Genomic DNA, 21,121 nt, shown 5'->3' on the forward strand with positions numbered 1-21,121 from the left:
CGGGGCCGCCCGGGCCGGCCGCCCCGCACCCGCCCCGTACACACGAGAAGGACGAGTCACGTGACCACCGCCGAGACCCCCTCCGCCCCGCCGCGCCCCCGGTACGACGACGCCGCCCTCGACGCCCTGTCCACCCAGGGCGACCCGCTCGCCGACGACACCGTCGCCGCCCTGTTCCACCGTGACGAGGTGGGCGACTTCAACACGCTCATGCGGTTCTTCACCACCTCCGGCGACCCGCTCCCCGAGCGGCTCCCGGCCTCCGCGCGCGGCTACTTCGAGGCCACGGCCCTGCCCCCGGCCTGGGTCGACTGGGACGTCATGGAGCAGGCCCGGCTGTTCTTCATGGACAACGCCGCCCACATCAACACCGGCCTGTCCTTCGCGGCGATGCCCGTCAGCTACGCCGTCCCCCGGATGGCCCGGCTGCTGTCCTCGACGCACTCGCTCGCGTACCCCTCCCGCCGGATGGCCAACACCGGACAGTTCGTCACGTACCTCATGCGGACGGACTCCTTCGCCGAGGGCAGCAAGTTCATCCCGGCCGCCCAGAAGGTCCGGCTGCTGCACGCGGCGGTCCGCCACCACCTGCGCCACGGCGGCCACTGGGACGTGGAGCGGGACGGCATGCCCATCTGCCAGGAGGACATGATCGCCGGGCACACCTTCTTCTCGCTGCTGGTGCTCGACGCCATGCACCGGCTCGGCATCCACATGACCGAGGAGGGCGCGGAGGCCTACTACTACGCCTGGCGGGTCGTGGCCGCCCTGCTGGGCTGCGACACCGCGTCCGTACCGGAGGACCTCGCCGGGGCCCGCGCGTACTGCGACCTCTACCTGCAGCGCCACCTCGGCCCCTCCCCCGAGGGCGTGGTCCTCAACTCCCAGCTGCTGCGGCTGTACGAGGACGTGGTGCCCGGCACGCTGTTCGACCCGATGGTCCCGGCCACCGTCCGCTACCTGGTCGGCGACACCATCGGCGACTGGCTGCAGGTCCCGCGCGGCCCCTGGGACACGGCGGCCAGGGCCGTCCCCGTGGTGCTCGGGCTGCTGGAGAGCCTCGAGGACAGCAGCCCGCTCGCGGAGTGGGCGCTGGACAAGGCCGGCTCGCTGCTCGCGGGCTTCGAGCTGTCCTCGCTGACCCGGGGACGGGTCATGCACCACGCCATCCCGGCCGAGCTGAAGGCGGAGTACGGGGTGAAGGCGCCGCGCACCGGGCGCTGGGTGCCGCCGCCGGCGGCGCCGGTGCGCTGACCCGCACGGACACCGCCCCGGGGGGACCGACCCGGACGGGCACTGACCCGGGGGGACCGACCCGGACGGGCACTGACCCGAACGGGCGCGGCCGGGCGCAGGTCCGCACCGGTCGGAGTCACACTGGAGGCCCGGCTCCCCGGCGGACGGCGACGCGGACGGTGACCTGCTGATGACGACCCGTGTGAAGGCGGCCCCCGGGCGGCGGCGCGGCATCCTGGGCGGCGCCGTCTGCGGGCTGGTCGCCGCCTGCGCCGGCCTGGCCGTGGCCGAGCTGGCCTCGGCGGCCGTCCGCCCCGAGTCCTCCCCGGTCACCGCGGTCGGCGGGGCCGTGGTCGACCGTACGCCGGTGGGCGTCAAGGAATGGGCGATCCGCGAGTTCGGCACCGCCGACAAGCTGCTGCTCGCGCTCGGGATCGTCCTCGTCCTGGGCGCCGTGGCCGTCGCCGCCGGCGTGCTCGCCGTACGGCACCTGCCCGCCGGGATCGCGCTCGCCGGCTGTTTCGGGCTGGTCGGGGCGGCGGCCGCGCTCAGCCGGCCCCAGTCGACCTGGCACGACGCGCTGCCCTCGCTGGTCGGCGGCGTGGTCGCGGCCGGGGTGCTGTACCTGCTGGTCGGCGCGTTGACCCGGCCCCCCGCGGTGGGCGCGCCGCCGGGCGGGGCCTGGTCGATGGACCGGCGCGGCTTCGGGCGGCTGGTCGGGGCGGCCCTCGTGGCCTCGGCGGGGATCGGGTACGCGGGGCGGCGGCTCGGCGCGTACGGCTCGGCCGGGGCGACGGCCTCGCGGGCGGACCTGGTCCTGCCGGCGCCGGCCGTGCCCGCGCCGCCGGTGCCTCCCGGCGCGCAGCTGCCGGTCCCCGGGATCTCCCCCTTCATCACCCCCAACGGGGATTTCTACCGCGTGGACACCGCCCTGGTCGTCCCCCGGGTGGACGCGGACACCTGGCGGCTGCGCATCCACGGCGAGGGGGTCTCGAACCCGCTCGAACTCGGGCTGCGCGAGCTGCTGGCCCGCCCGCTCGTCGAACACGACATCACCCTCTGCTGCGTGTCCAACGAGGTCGGGGGCCCGTACGCGGGCAACGCCCGCTGGCTCGGCGTGCGCCTGGCCGACCTGCTGCGCGAGGCGGGCGTCCGGCCGCCCTCGCGGGGAGGTCCGGCGGACCAGCTGGTGGCGAGCTCGGTGGACGGCATGACGATCGGCACGCCCGTGGAGACGGTGATGGACGGCCGGGACGCGCTGCTGGCCGTCGGGATGAACGGCGAGCCGCTGCCCTTCGCGCACGGCTTCCCCGTGCGGATGGTCGTACCGGGCCTGTACGGGTACGTCTCGGCGTGCAAGTGGCTGCGCGAGCTGCGGCTGACGACCTTCGCCGCGTACGACGCGTACTGGGTGCGCCGGTCCTGGGCCCAGCAGGGTCCGGTCAAGACGCAGTCCCGGATCGACACCCCGCGCCCGTCCGCCGAACCGGTGGAGGGACGGGTGGCGGTGGCCGGGGTGGCGTGGGCGCAGCACCGGGGGATCGACCGGGTGGAGGTACGGGTGGACGGGGGCCCGTGGCAGGAGGCCCGGCTCGGGACGGCGGACGGCAACGACACCTGGCGGGAGTGGGTGTGGGTGTGGGAGGCGACCCCGGGGCGGCACACGCTGGAGGTCCGGGCCACGGACGGTACGGGCGCCGTGCAGACGGGTGAGCGCAGGGGGACCGTGCCCGACGGGGCGACCGGGTGGCACTCGGTGTCGGTGCGTGTCCGGCCCGGGCCCGGGAGGAAGGCATGATGCGGACATCCTGGGAATCCGACCCGCACGTCAGGAGCCGGCCCTCGTGGAGCTGACCAGCACGTCGTTCCTCGTCACCCTGATCGCCGTCACCGTGCTGGCCATGCTCGCCGCGCTGCTGCTGTGGAACCGGGTTCCCGGGCCGGGGTGGGTGCGCTGGCCGGTGCGGGTGCTGATGATCGGGCTGTGCCAGCTGACGTCCATCGCCGTGATCGCGACCTGGATCAACGGCAGCTACGGGCTCTACTCCTCGTGGGACGACCTGCTGGGTACGGAGAACGCGCAGAACGCGTCGGCGATGACGGGGCCGCCGCTGGGCCGGGCCAAGTTCACCCGGGGCGGGGACGGTACGCAGAGCACCTATTTCCGCGGCTCGCATTCGAAACTCGCCGGGCAGGTGATCGTGTGGACCCCGCCCGAGTACCGGGCGCCGGGCGCGGACAAGACCCGGTTCCCGGTGCTGATGCTGCTGCACGGGTATCCGGGGTCACCGCGGACCTGGATCGATCTGGGCGCCATGCCGGGGACGCTGGAGCAGCTGGCCGGGCTCGGCACGGCGCACCCGTTCATCGTGGTGATCCCGGACGTGTACCCGGGCGGGGTGAACACCGACTGCAGCAACACGCCGGCGCGGAAGGTGGCCAGCTGGCTCGCGGAGGACGTGACCGACCTGGTCGCGAAGAACTTCCGCACCCTGCCCGAACCCCGGGGCTGGGGGCTGATGGGGGTCTCGACGGGGGCGTTCTGCGCGGCCAAGCTGCCGCTCCAGTACCCGAAGGTGTTCCGGGCGGGGGCGGCGCTGGACCCGGATCCGCTGGGCGGGGACCCGGAGGTGCTGCCCGATCCGGTGCTGCGCGAGCGCAACAGCCCGCTGTGGCTGGTCCGGCATGCGAAGAAGGCCGATGTCGCCCTGTTCCTGGCCACTTCGGCGCAGGACAAGGACAGCCCGCCGGCGCAGCTGGAGGTCTTCAGCCGGGCCGCGGCGGGCACCGGGGTCCGGGTGAAGACCCTGGTGCGCCCGGCCGGCGGCCACAACTTCCAGACCTGGACCTCGATGTATTCGGACGCGTTGGGCTGGCTGAGCACGGAGCTCTCGCCGCCCGGCGACGGCCGCGGCTGAGGCGCTATCCCAGCCGGATCGGAATGGATTCGACGCTGTTGCCGATGAAGCTGTGCAGGTAAGGGAGTTCGGGCTCGGGGACCGCGAGGTCGAGGTCGGGGTAGCGGGTGAAGAGCCGTTCCAGGGCGATGGTGGCCTCCAGGCGGGCGAGCGGGGCGCCCACGCAGTAGTGCGCGCCGTGCCCGAAGGAGAGGTGGCGGCCGGCGGCGGGGCGGGTCACGTCGAAGCGGTCGGCGTCCGGGCCGTGGTGGGCCTCGTCGCGTCCGGCCGAGGTGTAGGCGGCGAGGACGGGGGTGCCCCGCGGGATCACGGCGCCGTCGACGGTGAGGTCGCGAGCGGCGTACCGGAACGGGAACCAGCTGACAGGCGCGTCCCAGCGCAGCGTCTCGTCCACCACGTCGGACCAGCCGGCCTTGCCCTCCCGGACCAGGGCGAGCTGGTCGCGGTGGGTGCACAGGGCGCGGACGGCGTTGCCGATCAGGTTGAGGGTGGTCTCGTGGCCGGCGACGAGCATCAGCCTCATGGTGCCGATGAGTTCGGCCTCGCTGAGCCGGTCGCCGTCCTCCTCGCGGGCGGCGATGAGCGCGCTGGTCAGGTCGTCGCCCGGAGCCTCCCGGCGGGCGGCGGCGATCGTGCCCATGAGCTCGACGAGCTCCCGTACGGCGGCCATGACCTCGGCGGGTGTGGTGTCCGTGGCGATGATCACCGTGTGGGACAGGTGGTGCAGCCGGGCCCGGTGCTCGGGGTCCACGCCGAGCAGCTCGCAGATGACGCTCATGGGCAGCGGCAGCGCGAAGCGGGAGCGCAGGTCCACGACCCCGTCGGGGGCCTGCGCGGCCGCCCGGCCGAGCTCGTCGAGCAGGGTGGCGGTGAGCTCCTCGATGCGCGGCCGCAGCCGCTCCACCTGGCGGGCGGTGAAGGCGTTGCCGACGAGGGAGCGCAGCCGGCGGTGGTCGGCTCCGTCGGCGGTGTGCATGCCCTGGGCGTTGGCGAACACCCGCAGCGGCCAGTCGGGCGCGATGGTGCCGTCGTGCAGGGCGGGGAAGTGCCGGGCGTCCTTGGCCGCGTCGGGGTGGGCGAGGAACTCCTTCAGCGCTTCGTGTCCGAGGACGACCGCCCCGGGCACCCCGCCGGGCAGGATCACGTCGGCGACGGGGCCCTGGGCGCGCAGCCGGGCGTTGAGGGCGTGCGGGCAGCCGCCGGCGGGATCGATGGCGTACGCGGGCGCGGATGCGGGTGCGGGTGCGCTGTCGGGTGACAAGCCGGGTCTCCTGACCGTCTGGGCGGGTGGGCGGATCTCGGGCAACAGTGCGGCCTGGGGGCCGGGTTGGACAAGTCCGTTCCGGCGGTGCCTTCGGACGGCGGCCGTCGGCGGGAGCCGTCGCGCGGGTCTGCGCGCGCCCGAGCCGGCGTGCCCGGCCGGGGGCGGCGGCGTAGGGTCGGGGCATGGCGGAAGAGCGGCGGACCCTCGAAGGCAGGGTCGCCCTGGTGGCCGGGGCCACGCGGGGCGCGGGCCGGGGCATCGCGGTGCAGCTGGGCGCGCGGGGCGCGACGGTGTACGCGACGGGGCGCAGCACCCGGGGGCACCGTTCGGAGTACGACCGGCCGGAGACCGTCGAGGAGACGGCGGAGCTGGTCACGGCGGCGGGCGGGCGCGGCATCGCCGTGGTCGCGGACCATCTGGTGCCGGCCGAGGTGGAGGCGCTGGTCGGGCGGATCGACGCCGAGCAGGGGCGTCTGGACGTGCTGGTGAACGACATCTGGGGCGGCGAGAAGCTGTTCGAGTGGGACAGCACGGTGTGGGAGCACGACCTGGACAAGGGGCTGCGGATCCTGCGGCTCGCGGTGGACACCCATGCCATCACCAGCCATTACGCGCTGCCTCTGCTGCTGCGCCGGCCGGGCGGACTGGTGGTGGAGATGACGGACGGCACGGCCGCGTACAACGCCGCGAACTACCGCGTCTCGTTCTTCTACGACCTCGCCAAGTCGGCGGTGCTGCGCATGGCGTTCGCGCTCGGGCACGAGCTGGGGCCGCGCGGGGCGACGGCGGTGGCGCTGACTCCGGGCTGGCTGCGCTCGGAGATGATGCTGGACAACTTCGGGGTGGGCGAGGCGAACTGGCGGGACGCGCTGGAGCAGGTGCCGCATTTCGCCATCTCCGAGACGCCTTCGTACGTCGGGCGGGCCGTCGCCGAGCTCGCCGCGGATCCGGAGGTGGCGCGCTGGAACGGGCAGTCGCTCTCCAGCGCGCAGCTGGCCCGCGCGTACGGGTTCACGGACCTCGACGGCAGCCGGCCGGACGCCTGGCGGTACCTGGTCGAGGTCCAGGACCCCGGCCTCCCGGCGGACGTGACCGGATACCGCTGACCGGATACCGCTGACCGGCCACCGCCGACCGGGCCGGGCCTTCGGCGTCCCTCAGCGCAGGCGGAGTTCGCGGGCCTCTCCGAGCGGGGCGAAGAACCGCTCCACGTCCGCGTCGGTGACGTCGGCGGGCGCGGGCGGGGACCAGCGCGGGTCGCGGTCCTTGTCGATGACCTGGGCCCGTACGCCCTCCACCAGGTCGGGCGTGCGCAGGGCGTGGCAGGACACGCGGAACTCCTGCTCCAGCACCCGCTCCAGGGAGCCGAGTGCGCGGGCCCGGCGGAGGGCGGCCAGGGTGACCTTGAGCGAGGTCGGGGACTTGGCCGTGATCGTCTCGGCGGCCGCCTTGGCGGCCGGGTCGTCCTCGGCCCGCAGCCGGTCGACGATCTCCTCGACGGTGTCCGCGGCGTAGCAGCGGTCGATCCGCTCGCGCCATGCGGCCAGTTCGCCCGGCGCGGGAGCCTGCGCGAAGCGCGGCAGCACCTCGTGCGCCGGGGCGCCGGCGAGCTCGGCGCTCAGCTCCGGCAGCCGGGCGGCCGGTACGAAGTGGTCGGCGAGCCCGCACAGCAGTGCGTCGGCCGCACCCACGGCCGCCCCGGTCAGGGCCAGGTGGGTGCCGAGCTCCCCCGGGGCGCGGGCCAGGAGGTGCGTACCGCCCACGTCGGGGACGAAGCCGATCCCGGTCTCGGGCATGGCGACGCGGGAGCGTTCGGTGACCACGCGCACGCTGCCGTGGGCGGAGAGGCCGACTCCGCCGCCCATCACGATGCCGTCCATGAGGGCCACGTACGGCTTGGGGTAGCGGGCGATCCGCGCGTTCAGCCGGTACTCGTCGCGCCAGAAGCCCTCGGAGGCGTTGCCACCGGCCTTCGCGTCGTCGTGGATGGCCCGGATGTCCCCGCCGGCGCACAGCCCGCGCTCGCCGGCTCCGCGGATGAGGACCTGGACGACGGCGGGGTCCCGCTCCCAGGCCGCCAGTGCCTCGGTGATCCGCAGCACCATGGGGTGGGTGAGGGCGTTGAGCGCCCTGGGGCGGTTGAGGGTGATCACCCCGGTGTGGCCCTGCAGGGTGAACAGGGCCGTGTCGTCTGCGCCGTCTTCGCTCTTCACACCGGCCAGTATGACCGGCGGCGGTACGCGCGCCGCCGGGGGTGCGCCGGGGCGCCGCAGCCCCGCAATTGCGCACCGGTGGGTTCCGGGGGGCGGCGCGGGCCGGGATTTCCCGATATTCGCACTCGCGTTCCCATTCCGTGAATGGCGGCCCTCCGGTCGCCCCGCACCCGACGCCGGGCGCGCCGCGCGGCGGGCCGCGTTCCCGACCGCCCGACTCCCGGACCGGTATTCCGCCTGACGCTGCGCCATGTATTCCGCATGCGCCGTGGGATCACACCTGACGTGACATCAAATGGCCGGAATTGTTGCCGTTTCAGCTGTGGTTATGCTCATCACCCGAGCGATGCATGACTTTTATCGATCGCTTACGGGCAGAGTGGGGCGGCCGATAAACACCCCCACGCGACCGCAGGACCGGAGAATCGATGGACAGGAACCTTGTCATCCAGACCCCCGCTGGTGGCCAGGAGTTCGACGAGAGCCAAGTGCCGCTCTATTACAGCCGCAAGACCGCGGACATCATCCACAAGTACGGCCCCGGACCCCGGGTCCACTTCCACATGGGCCTCTTCGGCCCGGGAGCGACCCCGAACACCACCGTCTCCCAACGCGTGCTCAAACGGCGCATCGTGGAGTCGCAGGAAGCCATCGTCGAACACGCCGCCCGCAGTTGGGGCGCGTACGCCACCCCGCCGGGCAGCGTCCTCGACATCGGCTGCGGTGTCGGCGGCGGCTCGCTCTACTGGGCCCAGGAACACGGCGCGACGGTGACCGGACTCACCGTCGCGGCCGACCACATACCCGTGATCCAGGACTTCGCGCGCCAGGCCGGTGTCGGCGACCGCGTCACCCCCCTCCTGGCCGACGTGCACGCCTTCACGGCCGACCGGAAGTACGACGCCGCGTACGCCAACGAGAGCTCCGGCTACATGGACCGCGAGCGGCTGTTCAAGGTCGTGGCACAGTCGCTCAAGCCGGGCGGCTGGTTCGGCATCCAGGAACACTTCATCTGCCGTCCCGAGTGGACCGAGTTCATCGACGGCTACTACAAGACGCGCCTGGGCACCCTCACCGAGTACCTCACCGCCGCCGAGGCGGCCGGCTTCGAGCTGGAGCAGGACGAGGACGTCACCGACCGGGTGGCCGAGTTCTGGGTGCAGTCCATGGCCTGGAACACCGCCGAACTCGACCGCGTCGACAGCTCCGGCACCGCCTCCGTCTGGTCGCGCGAGCGGCTCCAGGAGTCCACCATCACGCACGGCAAGCTGTTCCGCATCTGGCGCGACCACGCCCTGGAGACCCGGCTGCTGCTGTTCCGTCTCGGAGGCCGCTGACCATGCCCGCCGTCTACGAGGACGACGCACCCGACTCCCGCATCGGATGGCGACTGCCGCCGTTCTACTGCCCGTTCAACGAGAAACTGATCCACCCGAAGGCCGAGGAACTGCTGGAGCGGGCCACGGAGTGGATCGACGCCTTCGGCATCTACCCCGACGCCACCGAACGCGCCTGGGGGCTGGCCACCCACAGCGCCGAGTTCACCAGCCGGATCATCCCCCACGGTGACGTCGAGCCGATGCTCCTGTTCGTCGAGTGGAACTACTGGGCCAACGCGGTGGACGACTGGCAGGACTCCGGCTCCACCGCCACCCGTACGGCGGACATCGCCGACCACAGCGCCCGGCTGGTCCGCGCCATCGAAGCGCCGGGGTCGGGCCTGCTGCCCCCGGGCCCGCTCACCACGGCGCTCGACGACCTGGTGACGCGCACCCGGGCCGTGCTCACCCCCTTCCAGCTGCGGCGGTTCGCCGAGGGCACGCGCGACTGGCTCTTCGGCGCCGGCTGGCAGACTGCCAATGCCGAGCGCCGGGTCATGCCCGGCCTCAACGAGTTCGCCGCGATGCGCATGTCGGTCAACGGCACCCGGTTCACGCTCACGTGGTGCGACGCGGCCAACGGCATCCGGGTACCCGCCGACGTGCTGTACTCGGCTCCGGTCCAGGCGCTCACCGATGCCGCCGGTTTCATCGTCAGCTGCGACAACGACCTGTTCTCGTACAACAAAGAGGACCACCAGGACCCCTGGGAGCAGAACCTGCTCAACGTCGTCGCACAGCACCACGGCTGTACGCCCGCCGAGGCCATGGTCCCGGCCGTCGCCCTGCGGGACCGGGCGATGACCTTCTTCCTGCGGATGAGCGAGCAGCTGGCGCGCGCCGCCGACGACGACCTGGCGCGCTACCTCGTCTCGCTCGGACACTACGTCGCGGGCTGCATCGAGTGGCAGAACCTGGCGCCGCGCTACGCCAGCCCGCGCAACCGCAACGCGCTCCCCGGCGAGGGGGCCTCGTACGACGTCACCTGGCGGGACACGCCCAGCGACGCGAGCGCCGGGCCACCGCCCCTCCCGGCGATCGCCTGGTGGTGGCGGCAGCTCGACGCCTGAGCCCCGGGCCCGGCCTCAGCCGCCGAGCAGCCGCGCCCACCAGGAGCGGGACGGCCGCGCCCCGGACTCCTGTCCGGCAACGGGCGGCGCGGCCGGGGCCGGGGCCGGGGCCACCGAGGCAGCCGCCGGGACCCTCCCGGGAACCCGCGAGGTGGCGGTCGCGGCCGGACCGGTCGGGGTGAACACCACGGGCAGCGCGACCAGATGCCGGGACATCAGCGAGGAGTCCCAGCTCAGCTCGGCTTCCGGGACCGCCAGTGCCAGGTCGGGCAGGCGCGACAGCAGGGCATCGATACCGGTGTCGGCGATCGCCCGGCCGATGTCCTGGCCGGGGCACTCGTGCGGCCCCCCGCTGAAGGCCAGGTGCGAGCGGTTGCCGTGCACCGGGACCGACAGGTCGGGCCGGATGTCCGGATCCACGTTGCCCGCGGCGAGACCGAGCAGCAGCATGTCGCCGGCCTTGATCCGGTGACCGCCGAGTTCGGTGTCGCCGGTGGCCCAGCGCCCCAGGATCGTGGTGAGCGGCGGCTCGTCCCACAGCACCTGCTCCAGCGCGTCGGGCAGCGTCATGTGCCCGCCGGACAGGTTGGCGCGGAAGCGGCGGTCGGTCAGTACCAGCCGCAGGGTGTTCGCGATCAGGTTCGCGGTCGTCTCGAACGCGGCGATCAGCACCAGCCGGAGGTGCTCGATGATCTCGGCCTCGGTGAGCGCGGTCGAGTGCTCCAGCAGCCACGAGGTGAAGTCCCGGCCCGGAACGACCCGCTTGCGGTCGACCAGCAGCTGCAGCGCCTCCGTGACGTACGCGTTGCTGGCGACGGCCGTCTCGGTGCCCTTGATCATGTCGCGGGCGGCTTCCACCAGCCGGGGGCCGTACGAGTCGGGCATCCCGACGAGCTGGGTCATCACCAGCATCGGCAGCGGCTCCGCGAAGTCGCAGACCAGGTCGCCCCGGCCCGTCTGCGCGAACCCGTCGATCAGCTGGTGGGCGAAGCGCGTCACGTAGCGGCGGATGCCACGCCGGTCGAAGCGCTCCAAGGACTCGGTGACCGCACCGCGCAGCCGCTCGTGCTCCTCACCGTCCTGGAAGTTGCACACGGGCTGCCAGGCGGCGACCGGCGTCAGCGGGTGCTCCGGCGGGACGTTGCCCTCCTGCATGTCCCGCCAGCGCCGCGGGTCCCGGGAGAAGCGGGACGGGGTGCGCGCCACGTCCAGGTTCTCGCGGTGGCCCAGCACCAGCCAGGCCGGGAGGTCGCCCTGGACGAGGACGGGGGCCACCGACCCGTACTCGGCGCGCAGCTTCTCGTACAGGCCCATGGGGTCGGCCTCGGCCTCGGCGCCGTAGAGCCGGTGGGCGGGGCAGCCGGGCGGCGGGGCGGCCGGACCCGGCTGGTCGGTGGGGGTGGTGCTCACGATGCCTCCGTGGTCGCGGCGAGGGAGTGCAGGTAGCGCATCAGCGTCATCAGGACGTCGCGGCTGGAGTCGCGCCGACGGGCGTCACAGAAGACGAGCGGTACGGACGCGGGCAGGTCGAGGGCGGCGCGCAGCTCCTCCATGGGGTGCTCGGGCGCGTCGGGGAAGGAGTTGACGGCGACCACGAAGGGCACCCCGCGCTCCTCCAGGCGGCCGATCACGTCGAAGCTGACCTCCAGCCTGCGGGTGTCGACCAGGACGACCGCACCGAGCGCGCCCTCGAACAGGCCGCGCCACAGGAACCAGAAGCGCTCCTGGCCGGGGGTGCCGAACAGGTACAGCACCAGCTCCTGGTTGATGCTGATGCGGCCGAAGTCCATGGCCACGGTGGTGGAGGTCTTGCGTTCCACGCCCGCCGTGTCGTCGACGCCGACCCCGGCCTGGGTCATCGTCTCCTCGGTGGTGAGCGGCCGGATCTCGCTGACCGAGCCGACGAGGGTCGTCTTGCCGACCCCGAAGCCGCCCACGATCACCACCTTGACTGCGGCGGCGGCCGTGGCCGGCAGCGCGTCCTCGCGCCGGGGCACGGTGGCCCGCTCAGAGCTTTCGAAGTCCATCGATGACTGCCTCAATCAGTGCCAGGTCCGGGAGTTTGGCGGGGGCGACGGGTGGGCGGGAGAGCACGTGGCCCGCGGCGAGCAGGTCACCGAGGAGTACGGTGACCACGCTCACCGGCAGGCCGAGATAGGCGGAGATCTCGGCCAGCGAGAGCGGCGACTGGCACAGCCGCATGATCGCCGCGTGCTCGGGCTGCATCCCGGGCCTGGGCCCCGACTTGGCGATGATCAGCGTGACGAGGTCGAGGTGGCTGGGTTCTAAATCGCCACTGCGACCGCCGGTGATCACGTACAGCCGCTCGGGAGTGCCGTCCTCCCAGTCCCCGCCCGGGTTGCTCACGCCGGCTGCCCGTCGCGGCGCGGCGGGCTGCTCAGGTGTTCTCCGATCCGGGCGACGAGGTCGCGCATCCGCTGGCCCATCAGTCCGGCGTCGACGCCCTCGTCGGCCAGTACGGCGAGGAAGGCGCCGGCTCCGGCCGCCATCAGGTAGAAGAAGCCGCCGTCCATCTCGATGACGACGAGCCGCATCCGCCCGCTGCTGCCCGGGAGTTCGGTGGCCACGGCGCCGGCGAGGCTCTGCAGTCCGGCGCAGGCGGCGGCGAGCCGGTCCGCGGTGTCGGTCTCCGCCCCGTACTGCGCCATGCGCAGGCCGTCCGCGGACAGGACGATGACGTGGCGGGTCTGCGGAACGCCCTCGGCCAGGTCCTTGAGCATCCAGTCCATATTGGTCTGCTGCTGGCTCATGGCTGTTCCCCCTTGCTCGCCGAGGCCGGCGAGGCATCCGTGTTCTGGCTTGCTGCGCCGCTCCGGGTCGCGGCGGTCTGGCTGTCCCCCGACAGGCCGCCCTGGAAGGCGGCCAGCCACATCCCGGGCTGCACCTCGGGCTCCGGGTCCGGCGCGGGGTCGGGCGCGCGTCCGGATCCGTACGCGTACCCGGTCTCCTCGGCGTACTCGTGTCCGGCGCGGTCCGCGGCCGCCTCGGCCGCCGCGACGAACCGGTCGCCGGTGCCGCCCGCGGCCGCGGGCGCTTCGGGTGCCACGGCGCGGGTCTTGCGGCGGCGTTGCGGCAGGCCGCCCGGGGTCCGCTCGGTCACGGCGGGTACCTCGTCGGGTGCGGCCGCCGGCAGGGGGCCGGTGACCGGGCGCGCGGACCCGGGCCGTTCCTGCGGGGCCCCGGAGGCGGCGGTGGCCCGGCCGGTGGTCGGCGGCAGGGCGGCGCGGGGGCCCGAGGCGGTGCCGATGCCGTGGGCGACGCCGGTCGCGGCGGCGGCCGTGGTGATGAGCGACTGCGGGATGATCAGCACGGCGCGTACGCCGCCGTACGCCGAAGCGCGCAGCGAGACCTGGAAGTCGTACGCCTGCGCCAGCCGGCCGACGACGGCGAGGCCCAGGCGCGGGGTCTCCCCGAGGTCGGTGAGGTCGATGCCCTGCTGGGCCTGGCGGAGCATGCGCTCGGCCCGCTTGCGGGCCTCCTCGCTCATGCTCACGCCGCCGTCCTCGATCTCGACGGCGATGCCCGAGTTCACGTCGACGGCGGTCAGGTGGACCCGCGTCTGCGGCGGGGAGTAACGGGTCGCGTTGTCCAGCAGCTCGGCGAGCGCGTGGATGAGCGGCTCGACGGCGGGTCCGACGACGGCGACCTGGGAGACGGAGTGCAGCTCCACGCGCTGGTAGTCGATGATCCGCGACATGGCGCCGCGCAGCACGCTGTACAGCGGGACGGCCTTGCTCCACTGGCGGCCGGGCCGGGCCCCGCCGAGTACGGCGATGGAGTCGGCGAGGCGGCCGATAAGGGCCGTGCCGTGGTCGAGCCGCAGCAGGTCGCCGAAGACCTTGGGGCTGCGGCCGTGCCGGTCCTCCATCTCCCGCAGTTCCTGGGCCTGTTGGTGCACGATGGCCTGGACGCGGCGGGCGATGTTGACGAAGGCGCGCTGCGCGGAGTCGCGCAGGTCCTCCTCGGCGACGACGGCCTCGAGCACCGAGCGCAGCACGGCCTGGTGGGCCGCCCTGAACTCCCGTGTCAGACCGGGCCCGTAGGTGTCGAGCTCCTCCAGGGAGGCGAGCACCTCCTCGGGGAACTCCCCCTTGCGCAGCCGTTCCACGACGTCGGGCAGCAGCTCCTGCGCGAGTCGTACGGTCTCGGCCTGCTGCCGGAGCAGGGCCGCCTCCTGCACGGCGACCGTCGCACGCAGCGCGGCGACCGCCTTGCCGCGCCGGGCGGCCTCACCGCAGGACAGCGCGACGGCCACGAAGGCCACGGCCCCCATCCAGGCGACGGGGGTGCGGGCAGATGCTGACACCTGCACCACGGCGATCACCGCGGCAGCGGCGGTCAGCAGGGCGGGCAGCGCCCAAACGACGGGTGAGGTGGGCCCTGGACTTCCGGGCGACGATCCCACGCGAACCATCAGAACCCTCAAACGATCGAAAGCGAATGATCATATGACAACGGCCCGGAATCTTAGCGTCTATATGCACGGCTCTTGACAGCAGGTCATGATCCGGACGCAGCAAGCGGGTTGACGCTCTCGGATGTGGCCGAAACACGTAGTCCCGTCAACACGACCGCACGCCCCGAGCGGGCCGCGCCATCCCGGTCCGCGCATGCGCCGGACCCCGCCCCCACCCGCCCGGCGCTCCCGAGCCACCGCCCGCGGATCGGCCGAATCTCGCCACTGCCTCAGAGCCGGTCGCCGCCTGGCGGGCGTCGGGTCTCCGCGTCGGGCCTCCGCGTCCGGCTTCGCCTTTCCGCGTCACCGCGAGCCGTGCCGGCGGGACCCCTCACCGCCGACTCCCCCAGAACGACCTGAAGGCCGTATCGGATGATTCCGATACGGCCTCTGATCTACGACTCTTTCGAGTCGGGACGACAGGATTTGAACCTGCGACCCCTTGACCCCCAGTCAAGTGCGCTACCAAGCTGCGCCACGTCCCGTTGTGTCGTTGAGCTGGGGTTTCCCCCGTCCCGGCGGCACATGCAGAACATTACCCCACGTAGAGGGGTGCGCATGCACGGGTTTCCGGGGGCGGGGAGGATGGCGGGGTGAACACACGGGACAGGGACGCTGAGGGGCGGGCGCGCAGCGCGCGGCCCCGGGACGGGCTGGGGCGGCCGCTGGCGTACGGGGAGCCGGGCGTGGAGCGGCAGCCCGAGGGGGTCGTACGGACGCCTGCCGAGACGGTGGGGCAGGCGCAGCGGCTGCTGGACGCCGGGATGCCGTTCCACGCGCACGAGGTCTTCGAGGACGCCTGGAAGTCCGGGCCCGGGGCCGACGCCCCGCTGTGGCGGGCCCTCGCGCAGCTGGCGGTCGGGCTCACGCACGCCGCGCGCGGGAACGCCGTCGGCGGTGCCCGCCTGCTGCGCCGCGGGGCCGCGGCCCTGGCCGGGCCCGACTCGGGGGAAGCCGCCGGTGGCGGGGGGCCGTACGGGATCGACGTACCGGGGCTGGTCCGCTGGGCCCGGGAGTTGGCCGGGCGGGTGGAGGCCGGCGCGGTGGTCGACGCCGCGGCCGAGGCGCCGCGGCTGTCCTCCCCGCCGGACCGGCCGGTCCCCCTCTGACCCCGGGCGGACCGGCGCCGCGGGCCCGCCCGGGGCCGGGGAGCCCGGACCGGGCCTACGCCGGCTCGAGGAGGTCCCAGCGGTTGCCGTAGAGGTCCTCGAAGACCGCCACCGAGCCGTACGCCTCGTGGCGCGGCTCCTCCAGGAACCGGACGCCCTCGGCCGTCATCCGGGTGTGGTCCCGGGCGAAGTCGTCGGTGTACAGGAAGAAGCCGACCCGGCCGCCCGTCTGGTCCCCGACCCGGGCGCTCTGGGCCTCGTCCTTGGCGAGGGCCAGCAGCAGCGCCGCCTCGGTGGCACCGTCCGGGCGGACCACGACCCAGCGGGAGCCGTCGGGGCGCGCGGTGTCCTCGACGAGGGTGAAGCCGAGGGCACGCGTGTAGAAGTCGATGGCCTCGTCGTAGTCGCGGACGACGAGGGCGGTGAGCGCGATGTATGCGGACATGGCACTCATTCTGCTGGTCCGGTCAGCAGGATCACCTCCAGGGTGCGCGGGCCGTGCACTCCCTCCACCCGGTCGAGCTCGATGTCGCTGGTGGCGGAGGGGCCCGAGATCCAGGTCAGGGGCCGTGTCGGGTCCAGCAGGGGCAGGGCCTGCGGGACCGAGTCCACCACCTGGCCGGGGACGCGGACCACGCAGACGTGGTGGTCCGGGACCAGTGTGATGCGGCGCCTGCCCTGTCCGGGTCCGCCGTCGAGGACGATCGTGCCGGTCTCGGCGATCGCCAGGGCGCAGCCGGTCACCACGCTGTCCACCGCGTCCAGTTCGTACGGGGTGGACGGGGCGCGGTCCGCGACCGTGACGGCTTCCGCCCGGTCGAGCCAGTGCGGGGGCAGGCCCGGCGGTACGAGGACCGTACGGGCCCCGCGCGCGGCCAGCAGCCGCCCGAGGAGCGGCGCGATCCCGGCCGCGTCCGTGCGGTGGACCTGCGCGCGGTACTCCGTGAGGTGTGCGGCGAGGAGGTCCGCCGTCTCGGCCGGGGTACGGACGCCGTGGACCCGGAGGTAGTCCCGGGGGACGTCCGGGTCCGGACGGCCATCGCCCACCGCCCGGCGGATCCGGCCCAGGATGCGGTCCCTGCTGCTCATGCCCGCCCTCCCCGCTCCCGCGCCCACCAGTCCCGGAACGGCTCCGCCGGCAGCCGTGGCAGCGCGCGGCTGTCCGTCCACGCCCGCCCGGGCCCCGGCAGCCGGCGCGGCCGCAGCCGACGGGCCCGGGCCAGCAGCCGCTCCCCCGCGCGCAGCGCGCCGGGGCGCTCCAGGAGCAGCCGGGCGGCCCGCATCGCGGCCCGCTCCGCGGTGTGCCCCCGTGCCGGGCGGATCCGTACGCGGACGCCCTCGCGGGTCACCGGGCCGCCCTGGGCCACCCGTTCGCGCAGGTGGACCAGGACCTCCGGGATGTCGATGGCGACCGGGCAGACCTCGTAGCAGGCGCCGCACAGGGTGGACGCGTACGGCAGCGAGGCGTCGATCTCGCTCCCGGTGCCCCGCAGTTGGGGGCTCAGGATGGCGCCGATCGGTCCGGGGTACACGGACCCGTACGCGTGGCCGCCGGCGCGTTCGTACACCGGGCAGACGTTGAGACAGGCGGAGCAGCGGATGCAGCGCAGGGCCTGGCGGCCGACCTCGTCGGCGAGGGTGTCGGTACGGCCGTTGTCGAGGAGGACGAGGTGGAAGGCGGAGGGTCCGTCGCCGTCCGCCCCTCCCGAGGGACCCAGCCCGGTCCACATCGTCGTGTACGGGTTCATCCGCTCGGCCGTGGACGAGCGCGGCAGCGTCTGGAGGAAGATCTCCAGGTCCCGGAAGGTCGGCACCACCTTCTCGATGCCGACCACCGAGATGAGGGTCTCGGGCAGCGTCAGGCACATCCGGCCGTTGCCCTCGGACTCGAAGACGACCATGGTGCCCGTCTCGGCGACCATGAAGTTGGCACCGGAGATCCCGACCTTGGCGCGCAGGAACTTCTCGCGCAGGTGGAGGCGGGCGGCCTCGGCGAGCTCGCGCGGGTCGTCGCCCAGCCCCTCGGGCGCGGGGCGGCCCCAGCGGCCCATCTCCGCCGCGAAGAGGTCCCGGATCTCGGCCCGGTTGCGGTGGATGGCCGGGACCAGGATGTGCGAGGGCCGGTCGTGGCCGAGCTGGACGATGAGCTCGGCCAGGTCCGTCTCGTACGCGGCGATCCCGGCCGCTTCGAGGGCCTCGTTGAGGCCGATCTCCTGGGTGGCCATGGACTTGACCTTGACCACTTCCCGCTCGCCCGTGGCCAGCACCAGCCCGGTGACGATCCGGTTGGCCTCGTCCGCGTCGGCCGCCCAGTGGACGGTGCCGCCCGCGGCCGTCACCGATTCCTCCAGCCTGATCAGGTAGCGGTCGAGGTGGCGCAGGGTGTGGTCCTTGACGGCCTTGCCCGCCGCGCGCAGCAGGTCCCAGTCGGCCAGCTCGGCGACCGCGCGGGCGCGTTTGTCGCGGATGGTGTGGGTGGCGTGCCGGAGGTTGGCGCGCAGCACCCGGTCCCCCACCGCTTCCCGGGCCGCGTCCGGAAAGGCGGGGAAGGCGGGCATTCCCATGAAGGTGCCGGTCACTTCAGCGGTTCCTCCTCCGTCGAGGCCAGGATCTCGGCGAGGTGCAGGGCGCGCATGGGCCCTGCGCCGCGGCGCAGGATTCCGTCGAGGTGGGCGAGGCAGGAGTTGTCGGCCCCGCACAGCACCTCCGCGCCCGTCCCCACCGCGTTGCCGATCTTGTCGGTGCCCATGGCCGCCGACACGTCCGGGTTCTTCACGGCGAAGGTGCCGCCGAAACCGCAGCACTCCTCGGCGCCGGGCAGCTCGACCAGCTCCAGTCCCCTGACGGCGGCGAGCAGCCGCCGCGGGCGGTCCCCGAGCCCGAGCCCGCGCAGACCGTGACAGGAGGGGTGGTAGGTGACGGTGTGCGGGAAGTACGCTCCCACGTCGCTCACCCCGAGGACGTCGACCAGGAACTCGGTCAGCTCGTACACCCGTGGCGCGAGGTCCTCGGCCAGCTCCGCCAGCCCGCTTCCCCGCCCCTCCCGCTCCGCCTGGCGGCCGATGCGCGGGTAGTGGGTGCGGACCATCGCGGCGCAGGAACCCGACGGGGTGACCACGTACGCGTACCCCGCGAAGGCCTCGGCGGTGCGGCGCAGCAGCGGTTCGCTCTCGCGCCGGTAGCCGGTGTTGTACTGCGGCTGTCCGCAGCAGCTCTGGGCCGCCGGGAAGTCCACGGCGACGCCGAGCCGCTCCAGGAGGCGGACGACGGCGATGCCGGTCCGCGGGTACAGCGCGTCGTTGACGCAGGTGACGAACAGGGCGGCACGCATGACGGGCAGAATAGCGGCGTGAAGAAGTTCTCAGTGATCGGCATAGGCGCGGGCGACCCGGACCACCTGACCCTCCAGGCGGTCCGGGCGATCGGCGCGGCGGACGCATTCCTCATCCTGGAGAAGGGCGAGGAGAAGGCGGATCTGACCGGACTGCGGCGCGCGATGCTCGACGCGCACGCCCGCCCCGGCCACCGGCTGGTGGAGGGCCGCGACCCGGACCGCGACCGGACCCCGGACCAGTACGCCCCGACCGTGGACGGCTGGCGCAGCGCGCGGGCCGAGATCTTCGAGCGGTTCGTCGCCGAGGACCTGGCGGACGGGGAGACCGGCGCGTTCCTCGTCTGGGGCGACCCCTCGCTCTACGACTCCACCCTCGCCATCCTCGACGAGGTGCTGGAGCGGGGCCGGGTCGTGTTCGAGCACGAGGTCGTACCGGGCATCAGCAGCATTTCCGCGCTGCTGGCCCGGCACCGGACCAACCTGAACCGGGTCGGCCGGCCCGTCCAGATCACCACCGGGCGGCGCCTGGCCGAGGGCTGGCCTCAGGACGTGGACGACGTGGTGGTGATGCTGGACGCGCGGCACGCCTTCACGGCCCACCTCGACCAGGACCTCTTCATCTACTGGGGGGCCTACGTGGGCACCCCGGACGAGATCCTGGTCTCGGGGAAGCTGGCGGAGGTGGCCGGCCGGATCGAGGAGCTGCGCACCGAGGCCCGCGCCCGCAAGGGCTGGATCATGGACACGTACCTGCTCCGGCGCGGCTGAGGCCGGCTACAGGAGGGCCGGGAGCTCGGCGGCGAGGCGTTCGTACTCCTCGGGGCGGTTGTAGATCTGCCCGCAGAGGCGGATGCCCCCGCCGCCCGGCCACGCCCAGACCAGTACCCGGATGCGCAGCTCCGCCGCGATCCGCTCGCGCAGGGCGCTCGCTTCCGGCTGAGTCTCGGCGGTGCCGGGCGGCAGCCGCAGGGCGCGCATGGCGAGGCCCTCGGTGTACGGGAGCGGGGTGAGCCCGGGGATCTCGGCGAGCAGGGCGGCGCCGTGGGCGGCGAGGGCGGCGTTGTGGGCCCGTACCTTCGCGGCGTCGAGCCGGTCGAGGAGGTCCAGGCCCTCGGGGGCGGCGAGCCAGCCGGTGTAGTCGGCGGTGGCACGGTTCTCGACGGAGCGCGGGAACCCGTGGGCGTCCTCCCAGGAGGGCACCAGCGCCCGGACCCGGCCGCGGTGTGCGGGGGCGACGGCGAGGACGGCGCTGCCGGAGGGGGCGTACCCCCATTTGTGCAGGTTGCCGAACCAGAAGTCGGCGCCCGCGGCGAGCGGGTCCGCGATCATGCCGGGGGCGTGCGCCCCGTCCACGAGGGTGGTGATCCCACGGGCGGCGAGGTCGGCGAGCAGCCGGGGCGAGGCGATGAGCCGGGCGGTGGGCGAGCTGACGTGGTCGAGCACCACCGCCTTGGTACGGGGCGTCAGTGCGGCCAGCACGGTCTCGCGCACGGCGTCCTCGTCGGGCAGGTACGGGTCGAGCGCGACGGTGGTGATCGGGGCGCGGCGGGCGGCGGCCGCGACGACGGTGCCGTAGCCGTGGTCGGTGACCAGGACCTCGTCCCCGTCGGCGAACGGGACGGCGTCGAGGGCGAGGTTGGCGCCCTCGGTGGCGTTGGCGATGAAGGCGATGCCGTCGGGGTCGGCGCCCAGGTGCCGGGCGACGCGGACGCGGGCTGCCGCGATCCGGTCGGGGGCGGCGATGAAGAAGGCGTCGGGATCGGCGTGCGCCTCCTCGCGCAGGGCGGCCTGGGCCTCCTGCACGGGGACCGGCACCGCGCCGAACGACCCGTGGTTCAGGTGGGAGACGGCGGGATCGAGCCGGAACAGGGCCCGCCCGCCGGGGAACTCGGCGGGGTCTATCGGGGTGGACGGGTTCACGGGGCCTCCGGGTGTGCGGCGCGGCGGACGCCCGCATCATCACCCGTGATCCCGGTCGAGTTCCAGGGCGTATCTTGCCGATCGGGCCGGGCCCGATGGCAAGACACCCCCTAAAGGGTGTTGCAGAAGGCTCAGCCTTGGGCATTTTGCCTGTATGGGTGGGGTGTTGCGGGCTGAGCCGGTGTGGGTGGAGACGTTCAC

At 73.7% G+C, this 21,121-nt stretch carries 20 protein-coding genes and 1 tRNA gene; 8 read left to right on the top strand and 13 right to left on the bottom strand.

Going from position 1 to position 21,121, the window contains the following annotated elements; genetic code table 11:
- Positions 1-60 precede the first annotated feature (60 nt).
- From ACFY1T_RS18690 to ACFY1T_RS18700, 3 genes are all read left to right on the top strand, one after another.
- Positions 61-1,254: an oxygenase MpaB family protein gene (locus ACFY1T_RS18690; RefSeq protein WP_390789115.1), complete on the top strand. Its 1,194-nt coding sequence runs from the start codon at positions 61-63 to the stop codon at positions 1,252-1,254.
- A 172-nt stretch (positions 1,255-1,426) separates the two neighbouring features.
- Entirely contained in the window at positions 1,427-3,034 is a 1,608-nt protein-coding gene (locus tag ACFY1T_RS18695; protein WP_390789116.1) for a molybdopterin-dependent oxidoreductase, read from the top strand.
- A 46-nt stretch (positions 3,035-3,080) separates the two neighbouring features.
- Positions 3,081-4,154 carry an alpha/beta hydrolase gene (locus ACFY1T_RS18700; RefSeq protein WP_390789117.1) on the top strand — a complete coding sequence of 358 codons (1,074 nt, stop codon included), beginning with the start codon at positions 3,081-3,083 and terminating at the stop codon, positions 4,152-4,154.
- A gap of 4 nt (positions 4,155-4,158) precedes the next feature.
- Here ACFY1T_RS18700 and ACFY1T_RS18705 read toward each other — a convergent pair whose 3' ends face one another.
- Positions 4,159-5,415, bottom strand: coding sequence for a cytochrome P450 (locus ACFY1T_RS18705; RefSeq protein ID WP_390789118.1), 1,257 nt, complete (start codon positions 5,413-5,415; stop codon positions 4,159-4,161).
- 185 nt (positions 5,416-5,600) lie between these two features.
- Here ACFY1T_RS18705 and ACFY1T_RS18710 point away from each other — a divergent pair, with 185 nt between their 5' ends.
- Positions 5,601-6,524 carry an SDR family oxidoreductase gene (locus tag ACFY1T_RS18710; protein ID WP_390789119.1) on the top strand — a complete coding sequence of 308 codons (924 nt, stop codon included), beginning with the start codon at positions 5,601-5,603 and terminating at the stop codon, positions 6,522-6,524.
- Between the two features lie 51 nt (positions 6,525-6,575).
- Here the strand turns inward: ACFY1T_RS18710 and ACFY1T_RS18715 are convergent, their stop codons facing one another.
- Positions 6,576-7,631, bottom strand: a complete 1,056-nt coding sequence (locus ACFY1T_RS18715) for an enoyl-CoA hydratase/isomerase family protein (RefSeq protein WP_390789120.1) — start codon at positions 7,629-7,631, stop codon at positions 6,576-6,578.
- Positions 7,632-8,059: 428 nt separating this feature from the next.
- On the opposite strand from ACFY1T_RS18715, the gene ACFY1T_RS18720 reads away from it, so the two are divergent.
- On the top strand, positions 8,060-8,968 hold the full coding sequence (locus tag ACFY1T_RS18720; protein ID WP_030869530.1) for a cyclopropane-fatty-acyl-phospholipid synthase family protein: 909 nt from the start codon (positions 8,060-8,062) through the stop codon (positions 8,966-8,968).
- Between the two features lie 2 nt (positions 8,969-8,970).
- Complete coding sequence (locus tag ACFY1T_RS18725) at positions 8,971-10,080, top strand: hypothetical protein (protein WP_390789121.1); 1,110 nt, start codon at positions 8,971-8,973, stop codon at positions 10,078-10,080.
- Positions 10,081-10,095: 15 nt separating this feature from the next.
- Here the strand turns inward: ACFY1T_RS18725 and ACFY1T_RS18730 are convergent, their stop codons facing one another.
- From ACFY1T_RS18730 to ACFY1T_RS18755, 6 genes are all read right to left on the bottom strand, one after another.
- Complete coding sequence (locus ACFY1T_RS18730; protein WP_390789122.1) at positions 10,096-11,490, bottom strand: cytochrome P450; 1,395 nt, start codon at positions 11,488-11,490, stop codon at positions 10,096-10,098.
- On the bottom strand, positions 11,487-12,107 hold the full coding sequence (locus ACFY1T_RS18735) for an ATP/GTP-binding protein (RefSeq protein WP_030869537.1): 621 nt from the start codon (positions 12,105-12,107) through the stop codon (positions 11,487-11,489). The genes ACFY1T_RS18730 and ACFY1T_RS18735 overlap by 4 nt, the downstream gene beginning before the upstream one ends.
- Positions 12,088-12,447, bottom strand: a complete 360-nt coding sequence (locus ACFY1T_RS18740) for a DUF742 domain-containing protein (protein ID WP_030869539.1) — start codon at positions 12,445-12,447, stop codon at positions 12,088-12,090. Before ACFY1T_RS18740 ends, ACFY1T_RS18735 begins: the two co-directional genes overlap by 20 nt.
- Entirely contained in the window at positions 12,444-12,851 is a 408-nt protein-coding gene (locus ACFY1T_RS18745) for a roadblock/LC7 domain-containing protein (RefSeq protein ID WP_030161090.1), read from the bottom strand. Before ACFY1T_RS18745 ends, ACFY1T_RS18740 begins: the two co-directional genes overlap by 4 nt.
- Positions 12,848-14,515: an ATP-binding protein gene (locus tag ACFY1T_RS18750; protein ID WP_390789123.1), complete on the bottom strand. Its 1,668-nt coding sequence runs from the start codon at positions 14,513-14,515 to the stop codon at positions 12,848-12,850. Before ACFY1T_RS18750 ends, ACFY1T_RS18745 begins: the two co-directional genes overlap by 4 nt.
- A gap of 453 nt (positions 14,516-14,968) precedes the next feature.
- Positions 14,969-15,042: transfer RNA gene (locus tag ACFY1T_RS18755), tRNA-Pro, on the bottom strand.
- Between the two features lie 108 nt (positions 15,043-15,150).
- Between ACFY1T_RS18755 and ACFY1T_RS18760 the strand changes: the two genes are divergently transcribed.
- Positions 15,151-15,666, top strand: a complete 516-nt coding sequence (locus tag ACFY1T_RS18760; RefSeq protein WP_390789124.1) for a DUF309 domain-containing protein — start codon at positions 15,151-15,153, stop codon at positions 15,664-15,666.
- Positions 15,667-15,721: 55 nt separating this feature from the next.
- Here ACFY1T_RS18760 and ACFY1T_RS18765 read toward each other — a convergent pair whose 3' ends face one another.
- The 4 genes from ACFY1T_RS18765 to ACFY1T_RS18780 are packed head-to-tail and all read right to left on the bottom strand — an operon-like array spanning position 15,722 to position 18,997.
- Positions 15,722-16,111, bottom strand: coding sequence for a VOC family protein (locus ACFY1T_RS18765; RefSeq protein WP_030869551.1), 390 nt, complete (start codon positions 16,109-16,111; stop codon positions 15,722-15,724).
- Between the two features lie 5 nt (positions 16,112-16,116).
- Positions 16,117-16,755, bottom strand: coding sequence for a lactate utilization protein C (locus tag ACFY1T_RS18770; protein WP_390789125.1), 639 nt, complete (start codon positions 16,753-16,755; stop codon positions 16,117-16,119).
- Positions 16,752-18,245 carry a lactate utilization protein B gene (locus tag ACFY1T_RS18775; protein WP_390789126.1) on the bottom strand — a complete coding sequence of 498 codons (1,494 nt, stop codon included), beginning with the start codon at positions 18,243-18,245 and terminating at the stop codon, positions 16,752-16,754. Before ACFY1T_RS18775 ends, ACFY1T_RS18770 begins: the two co-directional genes overlap by 4 nt.
- On the bottom strand, positions 18,242-18,997 hold the full coding sequence (locus tag ACFY1T_RS18780; RefSeq protein WP_390789127.1) for a (Fe-S)-binding protein: 756 nt from the start codon (positions 18,995-18,997) through the stop codon (positions 18,242-18,244). The genes ACFY1T_RS18775 and ACFY1T_RS18780 overlap by 4 nt, the downstream gene beginning before the upstream one ends.
- A gap of 18 nt (positions 18,998-19,015) precedes the next feature.
- On the opposite strand from ACFY1T_RS18780, the gene cobF reads away from it, so the two are divergent.
- On the top strand, positions 19,016-19,768 hold the full coding sequence (gene cobF, locus ACFY1T_RS18785; RefSeq protein ID WP_390789128.1) for a precorrin-6A synthase (deacetylating): 753 nt from the start codon (positions 19,016-19,018) through the stop codon (positions 19,766-19,768).
- A gap of 6 nt (positions 19,769-19,774) precedes the next feature.
- Here cobF and ACFY1T_RS18790 read toward each other — a convergent pair whose 3' ends face one another.
- Complete coding sequence (locus ACFY1T_RS18790; RefSeq protein ID WP_390789129.1) at positions 19,775-20,920, bottom strand: aminotransferase class V-fold PLP-dependent enzyme; 1,146 nt, start codon at positions 20,918-20,920, stop codon at positions 19,775-19,777.
- Positions 20,921-21,121: the final 201 nt, after the last annotated feature.

The organism is Streptomyces sp. NPDC001194, from assembly GCF_042896985.1.
Classification (GTDB): domain Bacteria; phylum Actinomycetota; class Actinomycetes; order Streptomycetales; family Streptomycetaceae; genus Streptomyces.

Bases quoted from the DNA above. Each gene is read 5' to 3' on its own strand.
- ACFY1T_RS18695 (WP_390789116.1), top strand. From the start codon at position 1,427: ATGACGACCCGTGTGAAGGCGGCCCCCGGGCGGCGGCGCGGCATCCTG.
- ACFY1T_RS18710 (WP_390789119.1), top strand. From the start codon at position 5,601: ATGGCGGAAGAGCGGCGGACCCTCGAAGGCAGGGTCGCCCTGGTGGCC.
- ACFY1T_RS18720 (WP_030869530.1), top strand. From the start codon at position 8,060: ATGGACAGGAACCTTGTCATCCAGACCCCCGCTGGTGGCCAGGAGTTC.
- ACFY1T_RS18725 (WP_390789121.1), top strand. From the start codon at position 8,971: ATGCCCGCCGTCTACGAGGACGACGCACCCGACTCCCGCATCGGATGG.
- ACFY1T_RS18735 (WP_030869537.1), bottom strand. From the start codon at position 12,107: ATGGACTTCGAAAGCTCTGAGCGGGCCACCGTGCCCCGGCGCGAGGAC.
- ACFY1T_RS18745 (WP_030161090.1), bottom strand. From the start codon at position 12,851: ATGAGCCAGCAGCAGACCAATATGGACTGGATGCTCAAGGACCTGGCC.
- ACFY1T_RS18750 (WP_390789123.1), bottom strand. From the start codon at position 14,515: ATGGTTCGCGTGGGATCGTCGCCCGGAAGTCCAGGGCCCACCTCACCC.
- ACFY1T_RS18765 (WP_030869551.1), bottom strand. From the start codon at position 16,111: ATGTCCGCATACATCGCGCTCACCGCCCTCGTCGTCCGCGACTACGAC.
- ACFY1T_RS18770 (WP_390789125.1), bottom strand. From the start codon at position 16,755: ATGAGCAGCAGGGACCGCATCCTGGGCCGGATCCGCCGGGCGGTGGGC.
- ACFY1T_RS18780 (WP_390789127.1), bottom strand. From the start codon at position 18,997: ATGCGTGCCGCCCTGTTCGTCACCTGCGTCAACGACGCGCTGTACCCG.